A 23,989-nucleotide genomic window follows, 5' to 3' on the forward strand; every position below is an offset into this window, starting at 1 on the left:
ACGAGCATCTATCGAAGGACCGGGCCGAGACGCAAGCCTTGCTGCGCTATAGCTTCGGCGAACGCCACGCCGCTGCCGCAGCAGCGATCAGCATGAGCAAGGCTGCAACCACCGCCGATGCCGCAAACCCGAACGTGGAATAAAGCGGCCCGAACGCCGTGGTGCCGACGAACACCGCGAGATAGGTCACCGCGCTGTTCAAACCCATGATCGTGCCGCGGCGCGCAGGGTCGAGCGCCGATAGGCGCATCACCAGGACGTTCAGCCCGAAATGATTGGCAAGGCCCCAGACGGCTATCATCGCTATGGTCAGGCCGAAGCTGCCACTTGCCGCAGCAATCGCGACATAGACGAGCGCGACGAGCAGATAGGCAAACGGCATGACCCGCCGCGCGCCCAGACGATCGATGACGCCGTCAAGAAGTGCCGCCGTGCCAAAGCCGGCGCCATAGGCGAGCGCCGCCAGCCCGTTGGCACTGACCGGCCGTCCCAGGCCGTTGTGAAGGTGATCGCCGAGATAGCCATAGACGCCATAAAACGCCGTCATGAAGGCGGCGCAGGCGACCAGAAGCGGCACTATGCCGGGAACACCCAAGGCGCCCAGCGGCGTCGGTGCCGGACCGCTCTTCCTGACGTCGCTGAGCAACGTCAACGTGAGGCTGGCCAATGCGAGTGTTGCGAGCACCGCGACCGCCGCGAACACGGCGCGCCAATGCACCAGGTCGGCAAGTACGGCCGACAGCGAAACGCCGGCGACCATGCTCAGCGTCCAGCCGGTCAGCACGACGCCGATGGTCCCGCTTTCACGACCGGGCGGCGCAATCGCGGCGGAGCTGGCATAGATTGCCGGCATGGCGACACCCGCAGCAATGCCGGCGAGAAGCTGGGCCGCGACCAGCGCCGTCACCGTCGGCGCCGCAGCGCTGGCGACGAGCGCTATTGCCAGCAGCAGCAACGCTCCCTGCAGCATGCGGCGGGCGCCGAGCCGGTCGATGTAGCGCGCCAGGAACAAGGCGCTTGCCGACGTACCGAGCCCGAACGCGGCGGACGCGATCATGACCGCCGGCACGCTTGTGCCGAACGACGCGGCCACCGCCGGTGCAATCGGACCGAGCACAAGCGAGTTCGAGCCGATCACGGCAATGCACCCGGTCAGCAGGTAAGCGAGTGCCGGGATTGGCGGCTTGGGGGCCGCTGCGAATGTGGCGACTTGATCACTGTTCGACATATGGCAATAATGGCCGTATTAAATTCTGCATCAATCGGGAATTTTAATATGGATGAAGAAACAGATGGCATTCCGCAGAACAGGCCTGCCGCCCGCGATATCGATGCAATCGACCGAAAATTATTAGGCGTCCTGGTCGACGACGCGACGATCAGCTATGCCGAGCTCGGCGACCGCGTCGGCCTTTCGCCGCCGGCAGTCCATGAACGCGTCAAGCGCCTGCGGCGGAGTGGCGCCATCCGCAACACCGCGGCCATCATCGATCCCAAGGCGGTACACAAGCCGCTGCTCGCCTTCGTCCATATCGATACCAAGGGGTGGGGAAAGACGCCGGAACTGATGGCGATTTCCGAACATCCCGAAGTCGAGGAGATCCATTCGGTGGCCGGCGACACATGCATGCTGATCAAGGTCCGCACCGAGGACACGCGGGCGCTCGAAGGCCTGCTGTCGCGCCTCTACGAAACACCCGGCGTCACCTCGACGCGAAGTTACGTGGTGCTATCGACCTATCTGGAGCGGCCAGTGCAGCCGGGGATTACGACGGAGTGGCCGACGCCCCGGCACATGGCCAAGCCGCTCTATTAACTCAAACGATCCTCACGCGTATCTAAAGTCGAACCGGGAACGTCCTAGAGACTGCATCCTGTGGTTATCCATCGGGCCGTTTCGTTTTCGCCGGTTCTTGGGTCTCACGGGACGCCTGTGCGCAACCGGAGATATGCGATGAGAAAATTGATCGTGGGCAGCTTCATTTCGCTGGACGGCGTCATCGAAGCGCCAATGGAATGGGCCTCGCCCTTCTTCGACGAGGAGATGAAGGAGCACTCCTATGAAAAGGCCGGCGAGGCCGATTTTTTCCTGCTCGGCCGCATCACCTATGAAATGTTTTCGGCGCGCTGGCCGCAGGTCAAAGGCAGCAAGTACATGGACCGCATGAACGGACTGAAGAAGCTCGTTGCGTCGCGCGGCCTTAAGGAGGTGAGCTGGAACGCATCGCTGATCGAAGGCGACGTCGCTGCCGAAATTGCCAGGATCAAGCAACAGGCCGGCGGCAACATACTGAAGTATGGAGTGAGCAATCTCGACCAGACGCTGCTCGCCAACAGGCTTGTCGACGAGTATCAACTCTCGATCGTGCCGACCCGCGTCGGGCATGGCAAACGCGCTTTCCAGGATGTCGACCCATCCCTGGTCAAGCTGGAGCTTATAGATACGCACCGTTTCAAGAACGGCGTCATTACGCTGACCTATGTCCCGCTGTGATCCGCCGCCGAATTGAATGCCCATGAAGATGCAGCCAAGACTTGACCCGACCGGGCTTTTCGACGTCCGCTACGCCGGCTTCCTGGAGACAGTCGCGCATTTGCGTGGGCGGCTGCACCGCTACTGTGCACGCATGACCGGTTCGACGCTCGACGCCGAAGACGTGATGCAAGAGGCGCTGTTCGAGGCCTATCGGAAGATCGAGAAGCTGGACGATGCGAGTGCTCTTCGCCCCTGGCTGTTTCGCATTGCACATAATCGCTGCATCGATTTCCTGCGAAGCCGGCAGGTGCGTCAGCATGCGGAGGCCAATTTCGTCGAAGACGAGATCATCCTGCCGGTCGAGCCGGTGGGCAACGGCGCGGATCGCGCGATCGAACGGCTGGTTATCCACCTGCCGCCCAAGGAACGCGCCTGCGTCCTGCTCAAGGATGTCTTCGACTATTCGCTGGAAGAGATCGCCGATCTCGTCGGCTCGACCGTGGGTGGCGTCAAGGCCGCGTTGAGCCGTGGCCGCTCCAAATTGGCCGCCTTGTCAGGCGAGCCAATCGTCCGTTCGGAGCCCCAGCGCGATCCGGAACTTCTGGAATTGCTCAGCCGCTATGTCGAACTGTTCAATCGCCGCGACTGGGACGGGGTACGGGCGCTGACCAGCGCGGATGCCCAATTGCAAGTCGCGGATTGCTTCAAGGGAAGGCTATCGGAATCACCTTACTTCGTTGAATACGAAAGAGCCTCGACGACCTGGAAAATGGCGATTGGCATAATCGATAGCGAGGCGGTGCTGCTCGTGCTTCACCATGGCGAAGACGGTTGGAAGCCGGCCCATCCGGTTCGGATCGAAGCCGCTGGCGGGATCATAAATCGCGTCACCGATTACTATGCCTGCCCCTGGATCATGCCGGCCGCTGGTGCGGTGGTCGTTTCCGGGCCGGCCTAACCGGCAGCAGGACCTGCAAGTGTCCGGCATCGACCTCAATGAAATGGGATCGATGCCGGACGGGGCATAGGCGCTTACTGAAGTTTCGCCTGCAAGGCGTTGACGTCATCCGTCGTCATTTCGCCGTCGGTCGTCACCTTGCCGTCGATGATCTTCCAGAGCCGGAACGGGCCGGTGATGTCGCCATACTTATCGAAGGCGACCGGACCGATGACGCCTTCGTAGCGGATCGGCTTGCCCTCCTTGATCAGGCCGAGCGCCTTAGCGAACTCGTCCTTGCCGGCATAGATCGGCGTGCCGGCCGGGTCGATCGCCTTGTACATCGCGTCCTTGATCTTGGCCGGATCCTCAGAGCCGGCAATGGCGATGGCCAAGCCGACGATGGCGCCGGCATCATAGGATCGATCGGCCGCCGGGTTCGAGGGTTCGATGCCCGAAAATTCCTTGTAGTTTTTGGTGAAATACTCGGTCGATGCGGTCGGGCTGGTGCCGGAGGAAGTGCCGTACGCATCCTTCAGGTAATCCGCGCCAACGGATTCGATGAAGTCCGGGCTGTTCATGCCGTCATTGAGCAGGAACTTCTGGACACCGCCCTGCGAAATCCAGGTGCGGGCGATGGTCGCGCCGTCGACAGGCGTGCTGACGAGATAAAGCCCGTCCGGTTCGCCGGCCATCGCCGCGGTCACTTCCGAGGCATAGCTCGACTGCTTTTCATTGTAGGGCGTGTCGGAGACGATGGTGCCGCCGAGCGCCTTATAGGCGCGTGAGAATTCCGCCACCATGTTAACGCCGAAGTCGTTGTTGACGTGGATGACCGACAGCTTCTTGAAACCCTTGTCGATGGCGTATTTGGCGGCAGCGACACCCTGCAGCGCATCAGATGTGATGGTGCGGAAGAAGATGCCGTTGGTCTTGCCGTCGCGCCCAAGCGCCGTCAGCGTCGGCGACGAGGAAGCAGGCGACACCTGGACGATCTTGGCCGGAGCGGTGACCGAGGTCAGGATCGGGATCGACACCGAGGAAATGATGCCGCCGATGATCACCGGCACCTTCTTGACCTGCACGAGTTGTGTCGCGGCATCGACCGCGATGTTGCCTTGGCTCTGGCTGTCGCGGGTGTCGGTTGCTAGGTCGCAGCCGCGCACGCCGCCCGCCTCGTTGATATCGCGGAAGGCCATTTCGACCGATTTTGCGCCGGCCTGGCCGTATTCGCCGGCGGGACCGGTCAGTTCCATGACGAGGCCGACCGTGATCTTGCAATCCGCGGCCTGCGCTGCACCGGCCGCTGTCACCAGAGCCAGCGCAGTGGTGATCTGAAGTATGGTCTTTTTCATTGTTGTTCCCCTTTCGTTACACGACTCTCATTGACGCCTTGAGCCTGTTCAGTCTTCCGGCATCTGCAGCCAGGTTTCATGCAGATGTCGCCATTCGACGCCGTTGGGCGCCGATGAGCTGGTGGTGAAGACCGCACTCGAGCGGCGGCGGCTGTGCTTGCCCCCGCGCTGCTGTGCTTCGATGTAACAGACGACGATCGTGTCGTCTGACTGCCAGCCGGCCCGGATATCCTCGATCGAGATACTGAAATCGCCATCAGAGGTGGCGCGGCTTGCCCTGACATGGTCGAGCACCGCGTCACGATCGAGGACCTGACCGTCCGGCGCAACCATGCAGAAGGAGGGCTTCTCGTCCATGGCCGCGCTCATTTCCTGCCTGCATTCAAATTGTAATGCATGATCGAGCCGTGGCGGCCGTGACGGTCGCGTTCCAATGTGTAGACGTCGCCCAGCGGCCCACGGCTTTGCGCGATCACGGCAGCGATCCTCGCCCGGTCGTCGGCATCGAGCGCGATGTCCATGATTCTGGCATTGGCAAGGGCGTGCGCCTGGTTGCGGGCGCCGACGATGACGGCCGCCACTTGCGGCTGCTCCAGCACCCAGGCGCTGGCGATGGTGGCGATGTCGACGCCGTGGTGGTCGGCGACGGCCTTCAGTGTGCGAAGCAACTCCTGGAAAAGCTCCCAACCGCCAAAGTCGTCGATGATCAGCTTGTATTTGACCAGCGACCGGTTTTCGAGTGGCGTTTGAGGCTCGGCAACGCCTAGCCATTTTTCGCTGAGGAAGCCGCCCGCCACCGAACCGTAGCAGAGGAAACTGACGCCGTGCTGGCTGGCGAGCGCCGCAAGGCTGTTGGCCGGCCGCTGGTCGAGTACCGAGTATTGCAGCTGTTGGCTGACCAGCGGCACGCCGGCGGCCAGGATCTCGGCCAGCCGCGGCGTGTCGAAATTGGTGGTGCCGATGTTGCGCACCTTGCCTCGGAGACGCAGGTCGTTGAGCCAGCCTATCGCATCGACGTAGCCCGGCAGCGCATAGTCCCACCAATGGAACTGAACGAGATCGAGCCGCTCGGTCTTCAGCCGCCGCAGCGACTGGTCGACGATGCTGCTGATGTAGTCGCGGCTGATGCTGGAAAGCCTTTCGAGGTCAGGCACCAGCTTGGTGTGCACCTTCATCTTGGCGGCGGCGTCGAGGCCGCGCTCATTGGCAAGCCGCAGGCGCGCGGCACCGATCAGTTCCTCGACGCCGGTATAGATGTCGGCACAGTCATAGGTCCCGATGCCGGCGTCGAACGTGGCGATCAGGTCGGTTACCGCCTGTTGGCGGTCGATCGCGCCGTGCCCGCCGGCAAGCTGCCAGCCGCCACGAATGACGCGCGAGATCGTGTAGCCGGGGCTGAGCTCGAACGCCTTGGCGGTCATCTCTGGTCAGTCTCCTTGGGCAGCGGCACAGCCGTGGTTTCTGAATGACTGAACCACCGCTTGCCGGTCCTGACGATCCTGAGCCGGCTGGCGCAATTGGGATCTGGACAGGCGATCTCGGCATCCGAAGTCATCCAGTCGTTCCTGTGGGTCGGGCGTTGCTTTGCGGCCAGAAGCGGCAACACTGCCGCAATGGAATAGATCGAGAAGCCCTGCCCCGTCGGCATCGACAGCATCTCGCCCTTCAACTCGAAATAGTCGCCGGCCTTGGCACCGCAATAGATCGGCTTGCCCTCGGGGACGACCGCCTCGACGCGAAGGTCGAAGAGTTCGAAACTGTCGTCGGCCATTCAGATCTCCACCCGGGTGAAGGTGATGTCACAGGCGCCGTTGCGGCGGATCGCGCCACAGGCGGCAGCGAATTGATCGCGCTCTTCGGGACGCACCTGCGCGACGACGCTTCCGGCAAGCCAGCCGATCGGGAACAGCAAGCGCGCGCCCGGTCCATAAAACAAGCCGATGTCGAAGATGGCATTCGGGTTGCCGCCCCACATGCGCGGCGGCACGTAGGACAACACGATGTCACCCGGCTGCGGCGTTAGCGTTGCGTTCTCCGCCGGCAAGGGCCTGGCATAGGTTTGGCCCTCAAGTTCGGCTGATGGAACCGGGCAGGAGATTTCCGGCCCGGTCCACATCGCATGGATGCCGGCAACGACGCGCGGCTGCTCGAGATAGGCCAGCAGGAAGGCGGCGTTGTCGGGCGCCTTTTCAGGCAACAGCAGCGCGGTCACGGAAAGCTTCGAGCGTGGCTCGGTGATCCTGATGCCAGGCGTCGTCATGCCCTCAATCCTTCTTTGCTTGCGGATTGGAGCTTGTCGCGCAGGAAGGCGAAGGGCCGGCTGATGTCCGCCACCAGCGCCTCGCGCGCTGCCTGGGCATCCTGCCTGGAAAGCGCTGCGACGATACTACGATGGTAGTGGGCGGTATCGACTTCACCGGCATCGGAAAATGCGTAAATGGCCACGCGAATGCACGGCCCGGATTGCAGCCACAGGCTCTCGATCATCGGGATCAGCACGGCGGAGCCACAGCATCGGTAGATCTCGAAGTGGAAGCTCTGGTTGAGCGTCGCCTCGCGGTCGATATCCTTCTTGTGCTTCAGCGCCCGCATCTCGTCCCATTGGCCCAGCATGGCTTCGACCGTGGCTATCTGGCGCGAATTCATGCGTGTAGCGGCAAGTGCTATCGCTTCGCCCTCTATGAGGGAGCGGGCGCGCAAGAGGTCGTCGATACGCTCCAGCGTGATAGGCGGCACGCGCACCGAGCGGTTGGGAAGCGCCTCCAGCGCCTTCTCGGTGATCAACCGCCCGAGCGCCTCACGCACCGGCATGGTACTGGTGATCAGCGCGTCGGCGAGGCCACGGATGGTCAGCACCTGACTCGGCTCAAAAAGGCCGCCGATCAAGGCACGGCGCAGCTCCGAATAGACGCGATCCTGCACGGTTTCGCGGCCGACCGGCGTAAGCTGGGCTGCGATCGTTTCGTTATTCCGTTCGATGGCGGCCTTCTGCATGGCGTTCCCGGTGGCCATTCGGCCCGTTTTCGGCTTGCGGAAGAAATTAAAGCCGAATAGCGTGATCAAAGCAAGTGTGATCACAAATCATAGGCGGCGAAGATCGCTTTCGGCCAGAGGGATTGATGGGCGACACGACAGAACGGCAGGAGGAGATCCGCACGCCGGTTCTGACGGCCAGGAACGTCGTCAGACGCTTCGGCGGCCTTGTCGCGGTCAACAATGTCTCGTTTGACGTCCAGCCAGGCGAAATACTCGGCCTTATCGGCCCGAACGGCGCCGGCAAGACGACGATGTTCGACCTGCTGGCCGGCAGCATCCTGCCGACCAGCGGCGAAATCCTTCTCAACGGCGTATCGGTGTCGGGGGAAGCTGCCCATCGCCGCATCGGCCGCGGCCTTGGCCGCACGTTCCAGATCCCCCGGCCCTTGCCCAATCTGACACTGATCGAAAACGTCATGTTGGCCGCGCAAGGGCAGGCCGGAGAAAGACTGCTCGCCAATTTCCTGACGCCGCGGCGGGTCGCCACCGAAGAGCGGGCGGCCGAGACGAGAGCCATCGAATTGCTTGAGCTCGTCACGCTCGCCCGCCTGGCGCACGAGCCGGCGCGCGTGCTTTCGGGCGGCCAGCGCAAGCTGCTCGAGCTGGCCCGCGTCATGATGGCCGATCCGGCAATCATCCTGCTCGACGAACCTGCGGCCGGCGTCAATGCGACGCTTCTTGAAGTCATCATCGACCGCATCCGCGATATCAACAGAAGCGGCATCACCTTCCTGCTGATCGAGCACAATATCGACATGGTGACGCGGCTCTGCCACCGGGTGCTGGTCATGGCAAGCGGCCAGCTGCTGTGCGAGGGCACTCCGGACGAGGTTGCGCGCGACCCGCGCGTCATCGAGGCCTATCTCGGAGGCGCTGCATGAGCCAAACGGTACTCGACGTCCGCGGTCTCGAAGCCGGCTATGAGCCCGGCGTGCCGATCGTGCGCGGCGCTTCGATCACCGTCGACCAGGGCGAGATCGTCGTCGTCCTCGGTCCCAACGGCGCCGGCAAGTCGAGCCTTATCAAGGCCATCGCCGGCCTTGTCCCGATCACCGGCGGCACCGTGCTGCTGGACGGCAAGGACATCACGGCGGCGCCCGCCCACACCATGGTCCGCCTTGGCCTTGCGTTCGTGCCGCAGACCGAAAACATCTTCCCGCTGATGTCGGTCGAGGACAATTTGAAGGTCGCCTGCGGCATCCTGAGGCCGCGCGAGATCCCTGCCCGCATCGAGGAAATGTATGCGGCCTTTCCCGATCTCGCCCGTCAGCGCAGAACGGCCGCGGGCAATCTCTCGGGCGGACAGCGGCAGATGCTGGCCGTCGCCCGGGCGTTGATCGTCCATCCCACGGTGCTGGTGCTCGACGAACCGTCGGCCGGCCTGTCACCGAAATTCGTGGCGATGGTGTTCGAGATGCTGGCCGGTATCCGCAAATCCGGCGTCACCATTCTGCTGGTCGAACAGAACGCCAAGGCAGCGCTTGCGATCGGCGATCGCGCCTACGTGCTGGTCGAGGGCAAGGACCGGCACCAGGGCATCGCCTCCGAGCTCTGGAACGATCCTGTCGTCGCCGAGCTCTATCTTGGCCAGCGCCGCCCCGACCTTGGAAAAGGAGGCGCGGCATGAACCTGCAATTCGTCGCCGACGGGCTGCTGGCAGGCTCGATGATCGGCCTCGGCGCCATCGGCGTGACGCTCACCTATTCAATCCTGCGCTTCTCGAACTTCGCCCATGGCGACTTCATGGCCTGGGGCGCCTATGCGACGCTCGCCGTGGTTGGCGCTATCGGCGCGATGTTCGGCAAGATCGCGCCGATCGCACCCCTCTCCTTCGGCTGGCCGCTGATCGTCGCGCTCATCATCGGCATGGCGGCCACCGGCCTGCTGGCGCTGGCGCTCGACATGGTGCTGTTCGCGCGGCTGCGCGCCAAGGGCCAGGCGATCATCGTGGTGATGGCGAGCTTCGGCGCCTCGATGGCGCTGAGAAGCCTGCTCGAATTCATCTTCACCTCGCGTCCGACCTATTTCAGCCGGGCGATCCAGATCGCCATGCCGATAGGCTTCGGCATTCGCATCACCCCGGACCAAATCGCGCTGCTGCTGCTGACCGCCGTTCTGGTGCTCGGCGTACATCTTTTGATGACGCGTACCCAGACCGGCCGCTCGATGCAGGCGTTGAGCCAGAACGCGGCACTTGCCCGCATTGTCGGTATCGACGTCGCCAAAGTCGTGCGCGTCACCTGGATCATCGGCGGGGGGCTGGCCTGTGTCGCCGGCGTCATGATCGGCATGCTCATTCAGATCCGCCCGTTCATGGGTTTCGAGATGCTGCTGCCGATGTTCGCGGCCGCCATCCTCGGCGGCATCGGCAGTGTACCCGGCGCCGTTCTCGGCGGCTTGATCATCGGTTTGGCCGAAGCCGGCGCGGTGCAATTGATCGGCGCCGAATGGCGGGCGGCCATCTCCTTCATCATCCTGATGGCGGTGCTGTTCGTGCGGCCTATCGGCCTTTTCGGAGTGGGGGAACGCTGATGGATCTGCTCGGCTACGGCGCTTTCTTCCTGACCACCGCGCTGATTTTTTCGCTCGTCACGCTCGGGCTCAATTTGCAATGGGGGCTGACCGGGCTTTTCAATGTCGGGGTCGCCGGCTTCGTTGCCATCGGCGCCTACACCTCGGCACTGCTGACCACGCCCGACGATGCCGCGCGACTCGGCGGCTTCGATCTGCCGATCCTTGTCGGCTGGCTCGGCGCCATGCTGGTGGGCGGTGTCGCCGCCGCCATCACCGGCATCGCCACGCTGCGCCTGAGATCGGACTATCTGGCGATCACCACCTTTGGCGTCGCCGTCGTCGTGCAATTGGTGGCTCTCAATGCCCAGACGCTGACCGGCGGCCCGTTCGGCATCGGCTTCATTCCGCGTCCGTTCGGCGGTCTTGCCGAAACCCCATTACTGTTCAACCTGTCGAATCTTGCCGTCGTCTCGGTGGTGACGCTGATCGTCTATCTCGCGCTGGAGCATCTGTCGCGCAGCCCGTGGGGGCGCGTGTTGAAGGCGCTTCGCGAGGATGAGCGGGCCGCGATATCCCTGGGAAAAAGCGCGCGGTTCTACCGGGTCCAGGCCTTTGCCGTCGGCGGCGCCATCACGGGGCTGGCCGGTGCGCTGCAGGCGCATTTCACCGGCTTCATCGCCCCGGACAATTATTTGCCGGCGCTGACTTTCCAGGTCTGGGTGATGCTGATCGTCGGCGGCTCGGGCAGCAATATCGGCGCCGTCATCGGCAGCATCCTGGTCTGGGCGATATGGGCCGGATCGGGAGCCTTGACCAGTATGTTGTTCTCGCCGGAACAGCAGGCCCGCGCCGCTTCGCTGCAGATCGTCGCCATCGGCGTGATGCTGTGCGTCATCCTTCTGGTCAGGCCGAACGGCCTGTTTGGCGACAGGCCGCGGCGTCCAAGGTTCGGCAAGCGTGCACGCGTGGCCCCGAGCGAGAGCGGCTCATGAACGCTGTGACCCGGCCGCACGGCGTTTCCCTTTGGCATGCCGTCAGCCGCAGTCGCCGCGACCGGCCCACCCTCGAAGGCGCACTCGATGTCGATCTGGCAATTGTCGGCGGCGGGTTTTCGGGCCTTTCAACCGCGCTGCACACCGCCGAAAGAGGCATCTCGGTGGCCGTCCTCGAGGCGGAAATCATCGCCTGGGGGGCAACCGGCAGGAACGCCGGCTTCGTCGTGCCGAATTTCGCGAAAAGAGACCCCGACGATATCATTGCCCAGCTTGGGCCCGAACGCGGCGAACGCCTTGTCGATTTCGCCGCCGGCAGCGCCGACCTCGTCTTTGCCCTGATCAAGCGGCATGCCATCGAATGCGATGCCGTCCAGAGCGGCTGGATACAACCAGCCCATTCACCGGCCGCTTTGCAAAAGACCAGATCGCGCGCCGAACAATGGGCACAACGCGGAAGACAGACTGTCGCGCTGGACAGACAGGCGGTCGAAGAGCTGACCGGCGTTCGCGGTTATCTCGGTGGCTGGATGGACAGGTCGGGTGGCGTCCTCAATCCGGTCGAATATGCGCGCGGATTGGCCGACGCGGCGGAAAAGGCCGGAGCGCGCATCTTCGAGCATACTCGTGTCGCGTCGATCGATCACATAGGCGATGGTTGGGCTTTGAAGACGGCCGCCGGTTCGGTGCGTGCCGAAAAAGTGCTGGTCGCCACCAACGCCTATGGCGGGGCGCTGGATCGCGCGCTGCAGCGAACCTATTTCCCGCTGAAAATCTTCCAGATCGCGACGGCGCCGCTGCCGCGCGAATACCGCACCCGCCTGCTTCCAGGAGGGCAAGGCGTCGGCGACACAAGGCGCAATCTCTTCACCTTCCGCTTCGATGGCGAAAACAGGCTGATAACCGGCGGCATGCATGTTCTTAGCCTCGGTGCCGACACTCGGGTGCCGCAGGCAATCTGGCGACGGCTTGCCAGGCATCTCGATCTCCCGGGAATGCCGCCGATCGACTACAGCTGGTCGGGTATGGCTGCAGTCGAGCCCGACGTCCTGCCGCGCCTCGTCGATCTCGGCCCCGGCCTGGTTGCGGGCTTTGCCTGCAATGGGCGCGGCATCGCCATGACGACTGCCATGGGCCAGGTGCTTGCCGACTGGGCTGATGGAACAAAGCCTCAGGATTTGCCGCTGCCGTTTGGACCGTCGTCGCCGATCCCGTTCCACAGCCTGATGCGGCATGCACCAAACATGGTGCTCCCCTGGAGCATGCTGCGCGACCGGCTGGATGGCTGATCGACGCGCGTGTCCGTCCGCCGTCCTGATACCCGAACTGCTAGACTCGCCCACATCATGTTGTTAACGACAGCGGATGAAGCAGAACTATCTTTATCTCATCATCGGCGCTTTGGTCGTCGCCGTCATTGCCTTGGGCATCTATGTTTATCGCGAGGAGACTAAGCCGAAAGGCGTGGAACTTCGTATCGACGATTCCGGCATTTCGGTTCAGGAAAAATAGACCAGGTATTCGTGTTGCCCGACTTTACGGTAGACGTCGGCTTGCACCGTTTCAGCCAAGCTCCAACGTCGTTATCGCAAAAACCCCGGACTGCATGAGCTGCGGCGCCCTTCCCTTGTACATCCGAGCTGTCTCGAAGCCGGGTTGAAGGCCGGCGGACGACAGCAAATCTGCAAATTGCCCGCTGGTCTCGGGCACGTCGAGATGGACGTTTCCGGGACCGGACATGTGCGCGAGTGCGGCGAAGAGACGGCTCGCTGCATCCAGGCTGTCGGCAAAGAGCGGGCCGATCTTGCAGCCGTCCCGGCATTGGCGCGCGACGCCATATCCTGCAATGGCGCCGTGCTTGACGATCGCATGGGCCATATGCGGCGGGCGCAGCCAGTGCTCCAGGAAGGATCGCCTCGGGCCGGGAAAGAAGCGGCGGTCATAGTCCAGTATGTCCGGCACGAGTTCCGGCCCTACGGCGCGAATGTCGCTGCCGGCGGCTGCCGGGGCATTCGACGACCCCATGAGCCGTATCGTCCGGTAGGCCGGCGCAAAACCCATGCTGCGGTAGTTGGCCTGTTGTTCGACGACGCCGTCGAGGCCGATCGTGCGGTTGTCGAGCCGCGCCATGCCGGCATCCCAAACGGCCTTACCATGGCCTTGGCCACGCCTGTCCGGCCGGCAGATATACAGGCCGATGAAGCCGAATTCCTCGCCATAGGCAACGGCTGAAATGCCGGCCGCCATCTCGCCGTCGACAAAGGCGCCGATGAAGCCCTGCGGGTCGGCTGCCTGGAACAGCGCGGCGTCGCTGAGGCCGGGGTTCCAGCCTTCCGCCGCCGCCCAATCGACAAGGGTTTGCACTTCTTCACGTGCGAGCGTTCGGATCGTTCGGGGCATTGCGATCACTCGGCGGCATCAGGCGCGAAGGACTTCAACGCACCATGATAGGGCTTTGCCAATGGGCTTGCATAGGCGCCGCGCTTGGATGTCGTCAGGCCAAGCGTTATCAAGGCCTCGGCCTGCTTGACTGCGGCGCCGACGCCGTCGATGACCGGAAGCCCGAATTCCCGCTGCAGCGCGGCCGCCAAGTCGGCCATGCCGGCACAGCCGAGCACGATCGCTTCGGCGCGATCCTCGTCGATGGCGCGCGCAATCTCGTTGCGCAGCTTCAGGAGCGCATCGGATGCCGGATCTTCGAGGGCAAGAACCGGGATATCGGCAGCGCGCACGCGCGCGCGCCCCGCCATGCCATAGCGCTGCACCAACCCTTCGACCGGCACGTGCGAGCGTCCGGTGGTGGTGACGACGGTGAAGCGCTGGGCGATGAACGAGGCAGTGCTGAGCGCTGCCTCGCAAATGCCGATGACCGGAATGTTGGCCATGGCGCGTGCGGCGTCGAGGCCGGTGTCGTCGAAACAGGCGATGATCGCAGCCTGCGCGCCTGAGCGCTCGCCGGCAGCGATCTCGACCAGCAGGCCGGGTACGGCAAGCGCTTCATCATAATAGCCTTCGATCGAAACCGGGCCCATCGTCGAGGTGACGGCAACGATCTTCGTCGATTGACCAGCGACCGATCGGGCCGCCGCCGCAATAGTCTCGGTCATGCTGGCGGTGGTGTTTGGATTGACCACGAGGATCTGCACTGTCAGGCACGCTCCCGGCGGCGGCCGACATAGACGATTGCGCCGAGCGTCAGCAGGATCACCAGAAAGGAAAACACGGTCGTCACTGTACCGAGCGCATAGAGCACCGGCGTCGTCACATTCGTCGTCATGCCGTAGATTTCGAGCGGCAGCGTGTTGAAGGTCCCCGAGGTCATCAGCGTGCGGGCGAACTCGTCATATGACAGAGTGAAGCCGAACAGGCCGACACCGATCAGGCTGGGCGCGATCATCGGCAGAACGACATGGGCGAAGGTCTGCCACGACGATGCTCCGAGATCCCGCGCGGCTTCCTCATAGGCCGGCGAGAACCGGTTGAAGACCGCGAACATGATCAGCACGCCGAAAGGCAAGGTCCAGGTCAGATGGGCGCCGAAAGCAGAGGTGTACCAGGCGGGGCGGAAGCCGACCTGCTGAAAGACGACGCCGATGCCGAGGCTGATAATGATCGACGGCACGACGAGGCTGGCGACGGCCAGATAGAACAAGGCAGTTGCGCCGCGAAATTTCTGCCGGAAGGCAAGGCCGGCAAGCAGCGACACGACGACCGTGACGATCATCACCATCAGGCCAAGGACGAGCGAGCGTTTGAAACTGCCGCCGAAATCGCCGACCGCCTGGCGCTCGAACAGATTGGCGAACCAGTGCAGCGAAACGCCGTTCAACGGAAACGTCAGACCGCCATTCTCGCCCTGGAAGGACAGGATAAGGATCGCCGAAAGCGGGCCGTATAGGAATAGCACGAAAAGCGCGAAGAAGGCCGCCAGCACGTAGAATTCGAAGGTGCGCTTGTCGTGGCTCATCGCCTCACAGCTCCTTGCGAATATCGACGATGCGCAGGATGCCCGCGACCATCAACAGCACCAGCACCAGCAGCACGACGGCGTTGGCGGCGGCTGCCGGATATTGCAGCAGCGACATCTGGTTTTTCATCATCAGCGCGACAGAGGCGCTCTGGCCGCCGGACATCACCTGCACCGTCGAAAAGTCGGCCATCACCAGGGTGACGACGAAGATGGTGCCGATCGCCATGCCGGGCTTGGCAAGCGGGATGACGACGTTCCACAGAACCTGCCAGCCGGAAGCGCCGGCGTCGCGCGCGGCCTCGACCAACGACTTGTCGATGCGCATCAGCGTGTTGAAGATCGGCGTCACCATGAACAGCGTATAGAGATGCACCATGGCCAGCACCACGGCGAATTCGGAATAGAGCAACCATTCGATCGGCTTCGGGATCAGCCCCATCTGCACCAGCGTCGAGTTGACCAGGCCATTGCGGCCAAGCACTGGAATCCACGAGATCATGCGGATGATGTTGGAGGTCAGGAACGGCACGGTGCAGACGAGGAACAGCACCATCTGCATGGCTGTGGTTCTGATGTGGAAGGCGAGGAAATAGGCGACCCAGAAACCGATGAACAGCGTCAGCGCCCAAACGATGGCGGCGTATTTCAGCGTGTTCAGATAGGTTTTCCAGGTGACCCAGGAGCCGAGCGTGTCGGCATAGTTGGTGGTCAGGAAATCCGGATACATCGCCGCGAAATCGTAGTCCCAGAATGAGACCACGGCGATCATCAGGATCGGCAACAGGAGGAACGCGCCGAGGATCAGCGCCAGCGGTGCCGCCTGGAGATAGGGTGCGACGCCGGCAAAGGAGCGCCTAGGTCTGGCCGGCTTCGCAGACGTAACGTGCGTGGATTGTTCGAGCGCTACTGCCATCTATCTCTCGGTCCAAGTCGGCGATGCGACTGAGGGGTGTTCCCTTCTCCCCCTGTGGGAGAAGGTGGCCGAGCGAAGCTCGGTCGGATGAGGGGTGTTCCAGCGTGGCACCAACAGTGCTCCGTCCAGCACCCCTCAACCGTCTTGGCGCTGCGCGCCAATCCACCTTCTCCCACAAGGGGAGAAGGCAGAGGGCATCAAGCAGCGATGAACTCGTTCCAGCGCTTTACCATATAGCGGTCCTCGTCCATGACCGAGTTCCAGCAGGCGACCTTGCCCATGCGCTCTTCGAACGAGCCGCCGTCACGCACGGCGCCTGCCTTTTCCATGACCTTGCCGTCCGGCGACAGGATATCGCCCTTTGCTGGCTTACCTTCGATCCAGTAGCCCCATTCGTCCTCGGACATGAACTTCTTGGCCGACACCATGTTGGCCGAGTAGTAGCCCTGGCGATTGAGGTAGCCGCCCACCCAACCGGACGTGTACCAGTTGATGTATTCATAGGCGGCATCGAGTTCGGCGCCGGAGAGATGGGCTGCCAGGCCAAGCCCGCCACCCCAGGACCGGTAGCCTTCCTTGAGCGGCTGGAACCGGCACGCGATGCCCTTGGAGCGGACCGCGGCCACGGCCGGCGACCACATCGACTGGATCACCACTTCGCCTGAAGCCATCAGGTTGACGCTTTCGTCGAAGGACTTCCAGAAGGCACGGAACTGGCCGTCCTGCTTGGCCTTAATGAGGAAATCGATGGTCTTGTCGATCTCCTCCTTGGTCATGTTGCCCTTGTCGGCATATTTGATATTGCCAGTGGCTTCCATGATCATCGCCGCATCCATGATGCCGATCGACGGGATGTTGAGGATGGCTGTCTTGCCCTTGAAGGCCGGATCCATGATGTCGGCCCAGGTGGTGATGTCACGGCCGACGAGGTCGGGGCGGATGCCGAGCGTATCGGCATTGTAGATCGTCGGCACCATGGTGAACCAATTGGTCGGCGCCTTGGCGAATACCTTGCTGTCCTGCGCCTCGACGTAACCGACCGTGTGCGGCGCGGTGCCCTGGGCGATGACGCTGTCCGGCGTCAGCTTGCCGGTTTTGAACAGCGGCACGAGCTCGTCGTAGTATTTCAGCTTGGTGACATCCATCGGCTGCAGGACGCCTGTCGGAAACACCTTCTTGCAGATCCAGTATTCGATATCGGCGATGTCGTAGCTGTCGGGCTGCGTTACCGCGCGCTGGGCGGCGGCATCGGAATCGGTTGCCGTCATCTCCAGCGTGATGCCGAGATCCGCCTTGCACTTGTCGGCGATGGCATTGAGGTTGGACACGCCGGTGCCGAACTGGCGCAACGTGATGTTCGATTGCGCCCAGATGGTCGGAAAGCCTGATATAGCGCCGGAACCGGCGGCAAAACCGACGGCGGCGGCGCCTGTCTTGAGCAGCGAGCGACGCGATATTCCAGTCTTCTTGTCTGTGGTGTTGGTCATGTTCAGTTCCCCTGTTTTGGTTGGTTATGCTGGATTTCAGGAATCGAGACGGCCAAGGACGATCGCGTCCTCGGCGTCCCAGGCGATCGGCACTGCGTCGCCGACGGCAACCGGGCTGGCGAAGAAGCTGGTGTCGTCGACGATCACCGTGAAATCCTCGATGCCCGCGCCATTGACCGAGAGCTTCACGGTCGAACCGCGGTACTCGACGTTTGAAACGATGCCAGTGAAGCCGAGCCCCGCCGCGGGCGGCTCGCCGATCCGCACGTGGTCGGTGCGAATGGCGATGTCGATGGGCTCCCCGGTCTCCCTGCCCTGCCCACTGGCGGCGAGCGTGACGCCGCCGGGCACATCGAAAACGACCATGCCGTCGCGACTACCGGTGACGCGGCCGGAGAGGACATCGTGGTCGCCCATGAAACGAGCGACGAAGGCCGTAGCCGGCCGCTCGAACACCGTGCGAGGGTGCGCCGCCTGCTCGATACGGCCATCGTTCATGACCACTATCAGGTCGGCCAGCGCCATCGCCTCTTCCTGGCTGTGGGTGACGTGGACGAAAGTGATGCCGAGCGACGTCTGCAGCTTCTTCAGTTCGGCCCGCATGCGGATCTTCAGGAACGGATCGAGCGCCGAAAGCGGTTCGTCGAGCAACAGCGCCTCGGGATCGGTGATCAGCGCGCGGGCGAGAGCAACACGCTGCTGTTGGCCGCCGGACAGCTGCGCCGGACGGCGGCTGGCATAAGCCTCCATCTGCATCAGCTTCAGCATGTCGAGTGCCTTGGCGCGGCGCTCCTCCTTGCCGACGCCTTTCATCTTCAGGCTGAACGCGACATTGTCGATCAGGTCGAGATGCGGAAACAGCGCGTAGGATTGGAACATCATGGCAGTGCCGCGCCTGGCCGGCGGCAGGTCGGTGACCACTGTGTTGCCGAGCCGCACATCGCCGCTCGATATGCTCTCGTGCCCGGCGATCATGCGCAGCGTCGAGGTCTTGCCACAGCCGGACGGACCGAGCAGGCAGCAATAGGTTCCCGCAGGGATTTTCAGGCTGATGCCTTCGACGGCAGTCGTCGCGCCATAGACTTTCGAAACGGACACAATGTCGATTTCGGCGGCTTTGGACATCCAGCTTCCCCTTTGGTCGGATTAGCCAAAGCATCATGTGTGCCAGTTGCGCGCCGGTGCACCAACCGACTGAATCCTCGAAGAAATCAGGGCTGCATCTACATGGCTGCCGATACGGCATCCTTGTGCAATGCACAAATTATAGGCGATCGCCGCCGATCCTCGCAAAAATCGTATGCAATCTTTTCCATCCCTGTATTCACTTTGTCTCTCGTCCAAGCGATGCGATTCAGGGTAGAAGAACGCAGGACCATCGCCATGAACATTGCCGACCAGACTTTCCCTGCCATCGAGGCCGCCAACGAGGATCGCGCGCAGGCGATTCGCGACCAGTTGCGCGACGCCATCGTCGATCGCCGGCTGGCGCCGGGAACCAAGCTTTCCGAAGGCGAAGTCGGCACGCTGTTCGATGTCAGCCGCACCGTGGCGCGCGCCGCACTGCAGATGCTCTCCTTCGAGGGATTGGTGCGCACCGAACGCAATCGCGGCGCCTTCGTCGCCAATCCGTCGCCGGAGGAAGCGCGGCAGGTCTTTGCTTCGCGCCGACTGATCGAGCCCGGAATCGCAATCGCCGCGGCTGGGCGGATGACGCCGGCGCATGTCGCCGCGTTCAAAGCCCAGCTCGATGAAGAGGGCCGCTTCATTGCCGAACGCGGACCGAACGCAAGGCGATCGGAGATCAAGGCGTCGGGAGATTTTCACCTGCTTCTGGCGTCGGTCGCCGGAAACGTCATCCTGCAGCGCTTCATGGAGGAGCTGGTCGCTCGTTCATCTCTGGTGATCGCACTCTATGGCCGCTCGGGTATCTCGAGCTGCGGCCACAACGAACACACGCAGATCCTCGAGGCGCTGGAAAATGGCAATGCCGAACGCGCCAGCGCGCTGATGCTGCACCACATCGACCATATCGAGGCCGACCTCGATTTGCGTGTCAGGAGCGGCCCGGCACTCAGGCAGGCGCTCGAGTTCTGAGATCGCGTCAACGCACGATCCTCACGCACATCGGCGTGCCAATGCCGATGGATCGGCCGGTGTCGGTCAGCCGGCCGGTTGCGGCATCACGGGCGAAAATCGAGATGCGGTCGGCATTCTGGTTGGCCGAGAACAGATGGCCGCCCGAGGGCGTCAGTGCCAGATTGCGCGGCGTGGCACCGCCGCAAGGCGTATAGTCGACAAGGGCAAGCCTGCCGGTTTGCTGGTCGATCGAAAACACGGCGATGCTGTCATGGCCGCGATTGGAGCCGTAGAGAAAGCGGCCGTCGGGCGAGATCTGGATGTCGGCACAGTGATTGCCGTCGCGTGCCTCGGCCGGCACGGCCAGCTTGCTGTCGACCACTGTAAGCTTGCCTGATGCTTCGTCCAGCGCCAGCGAGACGACCGTCGAATCCAGTTCGTTCATGACGAACACGAAGCGGCCGCCGGGATGCAGCGCGAGATGGCGCGGACCTGCGCCCGGCGCAAGCGCCGACTCGGCCAGTTTGGTCAGGCTGCAGTCTGAGCCGATGCGGTAGGACACCAGCCGGTCGATGCCGAGGTCGGCGACGATCGCAACACCGCCGGCAACCGTCTCGGTTACGCTATGGGCATGCGGCCGCTCCTGGCGTGCGAGGTCTGGTCCGGTCCCGCTATGGGCGACGCTCGACAATGGCGCGGTCAGGCCGCCATCATCGCGCAGCCCGAAGACCACGACCGAGCGATCGGGGCCACCCTCGCCCATGCCGTAATTGGCGACCAATAGCTTCGTCCGGTCGCGCGTGATGGTGTTGTGCGCCGTTATGCTGCCCAGCGTCGGCTGCTTATTGATGTAGGACAGCGTGGCGGCCTGCCTGTCGAAACGGTAGGCCGAGACCGCGCCTTCGCGCCAGGTGAACACTTCGGAATTGGCGTAGATGTAGGAGCCATCCGGCGTCACCGACAGGAAGGTCGGATTGTCGATGCCTCCCGTCTCGGCCAGTTTCTTCGTCTCCAGCGCCCCCTCGTCGAAACTATAGACGCCCAGCCCGACGCCGCGCGCGCCCTGAAAATATGGGGCGTCGCGGTTGAGGCTGCCGACGAAAACCAGACAGGCATTCTGCATCATTTCCTCCTGTTCCGCCGGCGTTGGCCGCCGCGGATCGCAGCAAAATTTCGCTGAGACTCGCTTGCAACACAACCCCATATGTGAAAATACTATTCACAAAAGAAGATTGACGGGAGGATCGATGATGCATTTCGCTGGTCTGCGGCGCGCCCTGATGGACGATTCCCGCTCCCAGAGGAAGTCGTCATGAGCGGCTTCGCGCCGACCGTTGGCGTGGCATCGACACACCCCGCCAACATGCCGAAGGAACACGCCGACCTTGCCGTCTGGAACGCGGAGAACTGGTTCTACGAAGACTGGCCGGTCGGCCAGAAAATCCGTTCGCTGCGCCGGACCATTGCCGAGGGCGACAGCCATCTCTTCAATACGCTGGTGCTCGACATCCATCCATACGTGCAGGACCAGATGTTCGCTGAAACGGAAGGCATCTTCGGTAAGCGGCTGGTCGCCGGCGCCTTCGTGTTCTCGGCCGGGCTCGGGCTCGTCGCCACCAATTGCATCAACGCCTTTTCGTATGGCTACGACAAATTGCGCTTCATCAAGCCGGTGTTCATCGGCGACACGATTTATTCGATCCGCTCCAACCTCGACAAGAAGCCGAAATACAAGGAAATGGGGCTGATCCGCGCCAGCTATGAAGTCTTCAAGGGCGAAGGCGAGCTCGTGCTTTATTGCGAGCACCTGCAGACGGTGAAGTACCGCAATCCGGCCGATTTCGCCGGCAAGACGGAGAGATAGGCAATGGCTGCCATTGCCGAACTGCCGCTGACCGGGCTCATCGTCGTCGATATGAGCCAGTTCCTGTCCGGGCCTTACTGTTCACTCAGACTGCTCGACCTCGGCGCCCGCGTCATCAAGATAGAACGGCCGGATGGCGGCGACCTGTCGCGCCGGCTTTATCTCAGCGACACCGAGATCGGTGGCGATTCCACCATTTTTCATGCCATCAACCGCGCCAAGGAAAGCCTTGCCATCGACTTGAAGGACGAGGCCGATCTTGCGGCGCTGCGCGGCCTGCTGGCCAAGGCCGACGTGCTGATCCAGAATTTCAGGCCCGGCGTCATCGAACGCCTGGGCTTCGATTACGAGGCGGTGCGCAAGATTAATCCGCGCCTGGTCTATGCCTCGATCAGCGGCTATGGCGAGGAAGGCCCCTGGGTCAAGCGGCCCGGTCAGGATCTGCTGGCGCAGGCCCGCTCCGGCGTGATGTGGCTGAACGGCGACGAGGACCAGGGGCCGGTGCCCTTCGGGCTGGCCATCGCCGACATGCTGGCCGGCTCCGCCGCCGCGCAAGGCATCCTTGCCGCACTGGTGCGGCGCGGCGTGACCGGCAAGGGCAGCCATGTCGAGACCAGCCTGCTCGAAGCACTGGTCGACTTCCAGTTCGAGGTGCTGACGACGCATCTCAATGACGGACGCCGGCTGCCGCGGCGGTCATCTTTCCGCAGCGCCCATGCCTATCTGTCGGCGCCCTACGGCGTCTATCCGGCCAAGGACGGTTATCTGGCGATCGCCATGACGCCGATATCGAAGCTGGCCGATCTTCTGGGCCTCGAAGAGCTTGCGCCCTACCGCGATCAGCCGTCGACCTGGTTCACCGCCCGCGACGAGATCAAGGCGATCATCGCGCAAAAAATCGCGACGAAGACGGTCGACGAATGGCTTGCCATTCTCGAACCTGCCGACATCTGGTGCGCCAAGGTTTTGACCTGGCCGGAAATGATGGCCAGCGAAGGCTTCAAGGTTCTCGACATGCTGCAGACGGTGACGCGCGAGGATGACGTTTCGATCCTCACCACGCGCTCGCCGCTCAGGGTCGACGGCATCCGCGCCAAGGTCGAGCGGGCCGCGCCACGCATCGGCGAGCACAGCGCAAAGATCCGCGAGGAGTTCGGGCTGTGAGCGACGTGACGCTCAAAGGCATGACCTGGAGCCATCCGCGCGGCTATGACCCGATGGTCGCCTGTTCGGCGCTGTGGACGGAACGCACCGGCGTCACTATCGAATGGGACAAGCGCTCGCTGCAGGATTTCGAATCCTTCCCGGTCGAGGAATTGGCCCGTGCCTATGATCTGATCGTCATCGACCATCCGCATGTCGGCCAGATCACCGCCGAGAATTGTTTGACGCCGCTCGATACGGCCGGCCGGGAAGCCGAACGTGCAGCACTTGCGACGGGCAGCGTCGGCCGGTCCTATCCGAGCTACAACTGGCAAGGCAGGCAGTGGGCGTTTCCGATCGACGCGGCAAGCCAGGTGGAGGCCTGGCGGCCGGACATGCTTTCGGCTGCACCGGCGAACTGGGCCGATGCGCTCGATCTGGCCCGGCAAGGCCACATGCTGTTGCCGCTCAGGCCGCCTCATGCGCTGATGGTGTTCTACACGCTTGCCGGCAATCTCGGCCGGCCCGCCGGCGAAGGCCCCGGCGACCATGTGGATCCGGCAACGGGCAAGCAGGTTTTCGAGATGATGCGCGAGATCGCGGCCCTCGTCGATCCGGCGTGCCTTGTCATGGATCCGATCGCGGTTCTGGAGCAAATGGCCGGATCGGGATCACGGATCGCCTGTGCACCGCTGATCTATGGTTATGTCTCCTATGCCATCGCCGGGTTTCGACCCAATCGCCTGGCTTTCGCGGATATCCCGGCCGCGGGCAATGTGGGACCGATCGGCTCGGCGCTCGGCGGGACCGGCATCGCCGTGTCGGCGTTTTCGAAGGCCAGGCAGGCGGCCATCGACTTCGCCTACTGGATCGCCAGCGGCGACGTGCAGCGCGGCCCTTACGCCTCGGCCGGCGGCCAGCCCGGCCATGCGGCAGCCTGGGAGGATGCCGCCGTCAACGCTGCCACCGGCAACTTCTACAAGGACACCCGAGCCACGCTCGAAGGTGCCTGGGTCAGGCCGCGGCACGACGGCTACATGGCCTTCCAGCAGGCGGCGTCAGATCGCATCAATCTCGGCCTGAGCGAAAGGCACAATGCCGCTCGCGTCGTTGCCGATCTCAATCGCCTGTTTCGGGAGAGCCTTTCGACGCAGGTGTCGGGCGTTGCCGGCGGAGGAGCCTGAAAACAACCGAACGGAGGAGAACATGAACAGCCTGATCCG

27 protein-coding genes are annotated in these 23,989 nt (G+C 63.0%); 13 read left to right on the forward strand and 14 right to left on the reverse strand.

The genetic code is table 11. The annotated features are described in order from the left end of the window. Positions 1 to 46 precede the first annotated feature (46 nt). Positions 47 to 1,228 (reverse strand): MFS transporter, encoded by a 1,182-nt coding sequence (locus tag NKH43_RS00660; RefSeq protein WP_023716690.1) that lies wholly within the window; start codon positions 1,226 to 1,228, stop codon positions 47 to 49. A 48-nt stretch (positions 1,229 to 1,276) separates the two neighbouring features. Between NKH43_RS00660 and NKH43_RS00665 the strand changes: the two genes are divergently transcribed. The 3 genes from NKH43_RS00665 (at position 1,277) to NKH43_RS00675 (ending at position 3,434) form a co-directional block, all read left to right on the forward strand. Beyond that, positions 1,277 to 1,816 (forward strand): Lrp/AsnC family transcriptional regulator, encoded by a 540-nt coding sequence (locus tag NKH43_RS00665; RefSeq protein WP_352547480.1) that lies wholly within the window; start codon positions 1,277 to 1,279, stop codon positions 1,814 to 1,816. 138 nt (positions 1,817 to 1,954) lie between these two features. Beyond that, the gene (locus NKH43_RS00670) at positions 1,955 to 2,494 is read left to right on the forward strand and encodes a dihydrofolate reductase family protein (RefSeq protein ID WP_352547478.1); all 540 of its coding nucleotides are present in this window, start codon (positions 1,955 to 1,957) and stop codon (positions 2,492 to 2,494) included. Positions 2,495 to 2,516: 22 nt separating this feature from the next. Beyond that, positions 2,517 to 3,434, forward strand: a complete 918-nt coding sequence (locus NKH43_RS00675; RefSeq protein ID WP_352482747.1) for a sigma-70 family RNA polymerase sigma factor — start codon at positions 2,517 to 2,519, stop codon at positions 3,432 to 3,434. Positions 3,435 to 3,508: 74 nt separating this feature from the next. On the opposite strand, the gene NKH43_RS00680 is transcribed toward NKH43_RS00675, so the two are convergent. The 6 genes from NKH43_RS00680 to NKH43_RS00705 are packed head-to-tail and all read right to left on the reverse strand — an operon-like array spanning position 3,509 to position 7,762. Continuing rightward, positions 3,509 to 4,768: an ABC transporter substrate-binding protein gene (locus NKH43_RS00680; RefSeq protein ID WP_352856123.1), complete on the reverse strand. Its 1,260-nt coding sequence runs from the start codon at positions 4,766 to 4,768 to the stop codon at positions 3,509 to 3,511. Between the two features lie 48 nt (positions 4,769 to 4,816). Then, positions 4,817 to 5,125 carry a hypothetical protein gene (locus NKH43_RS00685; RefSeq protein ID WP_352856125.1) on the reverse strand — a complete coding sequence of 103 codons (309 nt, stop codon included), beginning with the start codon at positions 5,123 to 5,125 and terminating at the stop codon, positions 4,817 to 4,819. 8 nt (positions 5,126 to 5,133) lie between these two features. After that, positions 5,134 to 6,189: an aldo/keto reductase gene (locus NKH43_RS00690; RefSeq protein ID WP_352856127.1), complete on the reverse strand. Its 1,056-nt coding sequence runs from the start codon at positions 6,187 to 6,189 to the stop codon at positions 5,134 to 5,136. Beyond that, on the reverse strand, positions 6,186 to 6,539 hold the full coding sequence (locus NKH43_RS00695) for a TIGR04076 family protein (protein ID WP_352482752.1): 354 nt from the start codon (positions 6,537 to 6,539) through the stop codon (positions 6,186 to 6,188). Before NKH43_RS00695 ends, NKH43_RS00690 begins: the two co-directional genes overlap by 4 nt. After that, a complete protein-coding gene (locus tag NKH43_RS00700) occupies positions 6,540 to 7,028 on the reverse strand; it encodes a DUF3830 family protein (RefSeq protein ID WP_352482754.1) in 489 nt (162 codons plus the stop codon). Then, positions 7,025 to 7,762 (reverse strand): GntR family transcriptional regulator, encoded by a 738-nt coding sequence (locus tag NKH43_RS00705; RefSeq protein WP_084642406.1) that lies wholly within the window; start codon positions 7,760 to 7,762, stop codon positions 7,025 to 7,027. Before NKH43_RS00705 ends, NKH43_RS00700 begins: the two co-directional genes overlap by 4 nt. Before the next feature lie 125 nt (positions 7,763 to 7,887). On the opposite strand from NKH43_RS00705, the gene NKH43_RS00710 reads away from it, so the two are divergent. The 6 genes from NKH43_RS00710 to NKH43_RS00735 all read left to right on the forward strand — a co-directional run bounded on the left by NKH43_RS00710 (position 7,888) and on the right by NKH43_RS00735 (position 12,822). After that, positions 7,888 to 8,685 (forward strand): ABC transporter ATP-binding protein, encoded by a 798-nt coding sequence (locus NKH43_RS00710; RefSeq protein WP_352482755.1) that lies wholly within the window; start codon positions 7,888 to 7,890, stop codon positions 8,683 to 8,685. Beyond that, entirely contained in the window at positions 8,682 to 9,431 is a 750-nt protein-coding gene (locus NKH43_RS00715) for an ABC transporter ATP-binding protein (protein WP_023716680.1), read from the forward strand. Before NKH43_RS00710 ends, NKH43_RS00715 begins: the two co-directional genes overlap by 4 nt. Then, positions 9,428 to 10,336 (forward strand): branched-chain amino acid ABC transporter permease, encoded by a 909-nt coding sequence (locus tag NKH43_RS00720; protein WP_023716679.1) that lies wholly within the window; start codon positions 9,428 to 9,430, stop codon positions 10,334 to 10,336. Before NKH43_RS00715 ends, NKH43_RS00720 begins: the two co-directional genes overlap by 4 nt. Continuing rightward, positions 10,333 to 11,310, forward strand: coding sequence for a branched-chain amino acid ABC transporter permease (locus tag NKH43_RS00725; RefSeq protein WP_352856327.1), 978 nt, complete (start codon positions 10,333 to 10,335; stop codon positions 11,308 to 11,310). The genes NKH43_RS00720 and NKH43_RS00725 overlap by 4 nt, the downstream gene beginning before the upstream one ends. Continuing rightward, complete coding sequence (locus tag NKH43_RS00730; protein ID WP_352856129.1) at positions 11,307 to 12,599, forward strand: NAD(P)/FAD-dependent oxidoreductase; 1,293 nt, start codon at positions 11,307 to 11,309, stop codon at positions 12,597 to 12,599. The genes NKH43_RS00725 and NKH43_RS00730 overlap by 4 nt, the downstream gene beginning before the upstream one ends. 76 nt (positions 12,600 to 12,675) lie before the next feature. Further along, the gene (locus NKH43_RS00735; protein WP_023716676.1) at positions 12,676 to 12,822 is read left to right on the forward strand and encodes a hypothetical protein; all 147 of its coding nucleotides are present in this window, start codon (positions 12,676 to 12,678) and stop codon (positions 12,820 to 12,822) included. Between the two features lie 51 nt (positions 12,823 to 12,873). On the opposite strand, the gene NKH43_RS00740 is transcribed toward NKH43_RS00735, so the two are convergent. From NKH43_RS00740 to NKH43_RS00765, 6 genes are all read right to left on the reverse strand, one after another. Further along, on the reverse strand, positions 12,874 to 13,710 hold the full coding sequence (locus NKH43_RS00740; RefSeq protein ID WP_023716675.1) for a GNAT family N-acetyltransferase: 837 nt from the start codon (positions 13,708 to 13,710) through the stop codon (positions 12,874 to 12,876). Between the two features lie 5 nt (positions 13,711 to 13,715). Then, positions 13,716 to 14,456: an aspartate/glutamate racemase family protein gene (locus NKH43_RS00745; RefSeq protein ID WP_023716674.1), complete on the reverse strand. Its 741-nt coding sequence runs from the start codon at positions 14,454 to 14,456 to the stop codon at positions 13,716 to 13,718. Between the two features lie 2 nt (positions 14,457 to 14,458). Further along, positions 14,459 to 15,277 (reverse strand): ABC transporter permease, encoded by an 819-nt coding sequence (locus tag NKH43_RS00750; protein ID WP_023716673.1) that lies wholly within the window; start codon positions 15,275 to 15,277, stop codon positions 14,459 to 14,461. A gap of 4 nt (positions 15,278 to 15,281) precedes the next feature. Then, the gene (locus NKH43_RS00755; RefSeq protein WP_023716672.1) at positions 15,282 to 16,193 is read right to left on the reverse strand and encodes an ABC transporter permease; all 912 of its coding nucleotides are present in this window, start codon (positions 16,191 to 16,193) and stop codon (positions 15,282 to 15,284) included. Positions 16,194 to 16,390: 197 nt separating this feature from the next. After that, positions 16,391 to 17,680, reverse strand: coding sequence for an ABC transporter substrate-binding protein (locus NKH43_RS00760; RefSeq protein ID WP_023716671.1), 1,290 nt, complete (start codon positions 17,678 to 17,680; stop codon positions 16,391 to 16,393). Positions 17,681 to 17,716: 36 nt separating this feature from the next. Then, positions 17,717 to 18,805, reverse strand: a complete 1,089-nt coding sequence (locus tag NKH43_RS00765) for an ABC transporter ATP-binding protein (RefSeq protein ID WP_023716670.1) — start codon at positions 18,803 to 18,805, stop codon at positions 17,717 to 17,719. Between the two features lie 258 nt (positions 18,806 to 19,063). On the opposite strand from NKH43_RS00765, the gene NKH43_RS00770 reads away from it, so the two are divergent. Beyond that, a complete protein-coding gene (locus tag NKH43_RS00770) occupies positions 19,064 to 19,777 on the forward strand; it encodes a GntR family transcriptional regulator (protein ID WP_023676076.1) in 714 nt (237 codons plus the stop codon). 7 nt (positions 19,778 to 19,784) lie between these two features. On the opposite strand, the gene NKH43_RS00775 is transcribed toward NKH43_RS00770, so the two are convergent. Then, positions 19,785 to 20,882: a lactonase family protein gene (locus NKH43_RS00775; protein ID WP_352856131.1), complete on the reverse strand. Its 1,098-nt coding sequence runs from the start codon at positions 20,880 to 20,882 to the stop codon at positions 19,785 to 19,787. Between the two features lie 189 nt (positions 20,883 to 21,071). Between NKH43_RS00775 and NKH43_RS00780 the strand changes: the two genes are divergently transcribed. From NKH43_RS00780 to NKH43_RS00790, 3 genes are read left to right on the forward strand one after another with little or no spacing between them, the layout of a single operon-like run. Then, positions 21,072 to 21,623, forward strand: a complete 552-nt coding sequence (locus tag NKH43_RS00780) for a MaoC family dehydratase (protein WP_023716668.1) — start codon at positions 21,072 to 21,074, stop codon at positions 21,621 to 21,623. Positions 21,624 to 21,626: 3 nt separating this feature from the next. Further along, positions 21,627 to 22,787: a CaiB/BaiF CoA transferase family protein gene (locus NKH43_RS00785; protein WP_023716667.1), complete on the forward strand. Its 1,161-nt coding sequence runs from the start codon at positions 21,627 to 21,629 to the stop codon at positions 22,785 to 22,787. A 20-nt stretch (positions 22,788 to 22,807) separates the two neighbouring features. After that, entirely contained in the window at positions 22,808 to 23,950 is a 1,143-nt protein-coding gene (locus NKH43_RS00790) for an extracellular solute-binding protein (RefSeq protein ID WP_352482889.1), read from the forward strand. Positions 23,951 to 23,989: the final 39 nt, after the last annotated feature.

Origin of the sequence: Mesorhizobium sp. M1163 (genome assembly GCF_040318415.1) — a bacterium.
Lineage (GTDB): Bacteria > Pseudomonadota > Alphaproteobacteria > Rhizobiales > Rhizobiaceae > Mesorhizobium.

Coding starts and splice junctions, on each gene's coding strand:
- NKH43_RS00660 (WP_023716690.1), bottom strand. CDS start 1,228: ATGTCGAACAGTGATCAAGTCGCCACATTCGCAGCGGCCCCCAAGCCG.
- NKH43_RS00665 (WP_352547480.1), top strand. CDS start 1,277: ATGGATGAAGAAACAGATGGCATTCCGCAGAACAGGCCTGCCGCCCGC.
- NKH43_RS00670 (WP_352547478.1), top strand. CDS start 1,955: ATGAGAAAATTGATCGTGGGCAGCTTCATTTCGCTGGACGGCGTCATC.
- NKH43_RS00675 (WP_352482747.1), top strand. CDS start 2,517: ATGAAGATGCAGCCAAGACTTGACCCGACCGGGCTTTTCGACGTCCGC.
- NKH43_RS00680 (WP_352856123.1), bottom strand. CDS start 4,768: ATGAAAAAGACCATACTTCAGATCACCACTGCGCTGGCTCTGGTGACA.
- NKH43_RS00685 (WP_352856125.1), bottom strand. CDS start 5,125: ATGGACGAGAAGCCCTCCTTCTGCATGGTTGCGCCGGACGGTCAGGTC.
- NKH43_RS00690 (WP_352856127.1), bottom strand. CDS start 6,189: ATGACCGCCAAGGCGTTCGAGCTCAGCCCCGGCTACACGATCTCGCGC.
- NKH43_RS00695 (WP_352482752.1), bottom strand. CDS start 6,539: ATGGCCGACGACAGTTTCGAACTCTTCGACCTTCGCGTCGAGGCGGTC.
- NKH43_RS00700 (WP_352482754.1), bottom strand. CDS start 7,028: ATGACGACGCCTGGCATCAGGATCACCGAGCCACGCTCGAAGCTTTCC.
- NKH43_RS00705 (WP_084642406.1), bottom strand. CDS start 7,762: ATGCAGAAGGCCGCCATCGAACGGAATAACGAAACGATCGCAGCCCAG.
- NKH43_RS00710 (WP_352482755.1), top strand. CDS start 7,888: ATGGGCGACACGACAGAACGGCAGGAGGAGATCCGCACGCCGGTTCTG.
- NKH43_RS00715 (WP_023716680.1), top strand. CDS start 8,682: ATGAGCCAAACGGTACTCGACGTCCGCGGTCTCGAAGCCGGCTATGAG.
- NKH43_RS00720 (WP_023716679.1), top strand. CDS start 9,428: ATGAACCTGCAATTCGTCGCCGACGGGCTGCTGGCAGGCTCGATGATC.
- NKH43_RS00730 (WP_352856129.1), top strand. CDS start 11,307: ATGAACGCTGTGACCCGGCCGCACGGCGTTTCCCTTTGGCATGCCGTC.
- NKH43_RS00735 (WP_023716676.1), top strand. CDS start 12,676: ATGAAGCAGAACTATCTTTATCTCATCATCGGCGCTTTGGTCGTCGCC.
- NKH43_RS00740 (WP_023716675.1), bottom strand. CDS start 13,710: ATGCCCCGAACGATCCGAACGCTCGCACGTGAAGAAGTGCAAACCCTT.
- NKH43_RS00750 (WP_023716673.1), bottom strand. CDS start 15,277: ATGAGCCACGACAAGCGCACCTTCGAATTCTACGTGCTGGCGGCCTTC.
- NKH43_RS00755 (WP_023716672.1), bottom strand. CDS start 16,193: ATGGCAGTAGCGCTCGAACAATCCACGCACGTTACGTCTGCGAAGCCG.
- NKH43_RS00760 (WP_023716671.1), bottom strand. CDS start 17,680: ATGACCAACACCACAGACAAGAAGACTGGAATATCGCGTCGCTCGCTG.
- NKH43_RS00765 (WP_023716670.1), bottom strand. CDS start 18,805: ATGTCCAAAGCCGCCGAAATCGACATTGTGTCCGTTTCGAAAGTCTAT.
- NKH43_RS00770 (WP_023676076.1), top strand. CDS start 19,064: ATGAACATTGCCGACCAGACTTTCCCTGCCATCGAGGCCGCCAACGAG.
- NKH43_RS00775 (WP_352856131.1), bottom strand. CDS start 20,882: ATGCAGAATGCCTGTCTGGTTTTCGTCGGCAGCCTCAACCGCGACGCC.
- NKH43_RS00780 (WP_023716668.1), top strand. CDS start 21,072: ATGAGCGGCTTCGCGCCGACCGTTGGCGTGGCATCGACACACCCCGCC.
- NKH43_RS00785 (WP_023716667.1), top strand. CDS start 21,627: ATGGCTGCCATTGCCGAACTGCCGCTGACCGGGCTCATCGTCGTCGAT.
- NKH43_RS00790 (WP_352482889.1), top strand. CDS start 22,808: ATGACCTGGAGCCATCCGCGCGGCTATGACCCGATGGTCGCCTGTTCG.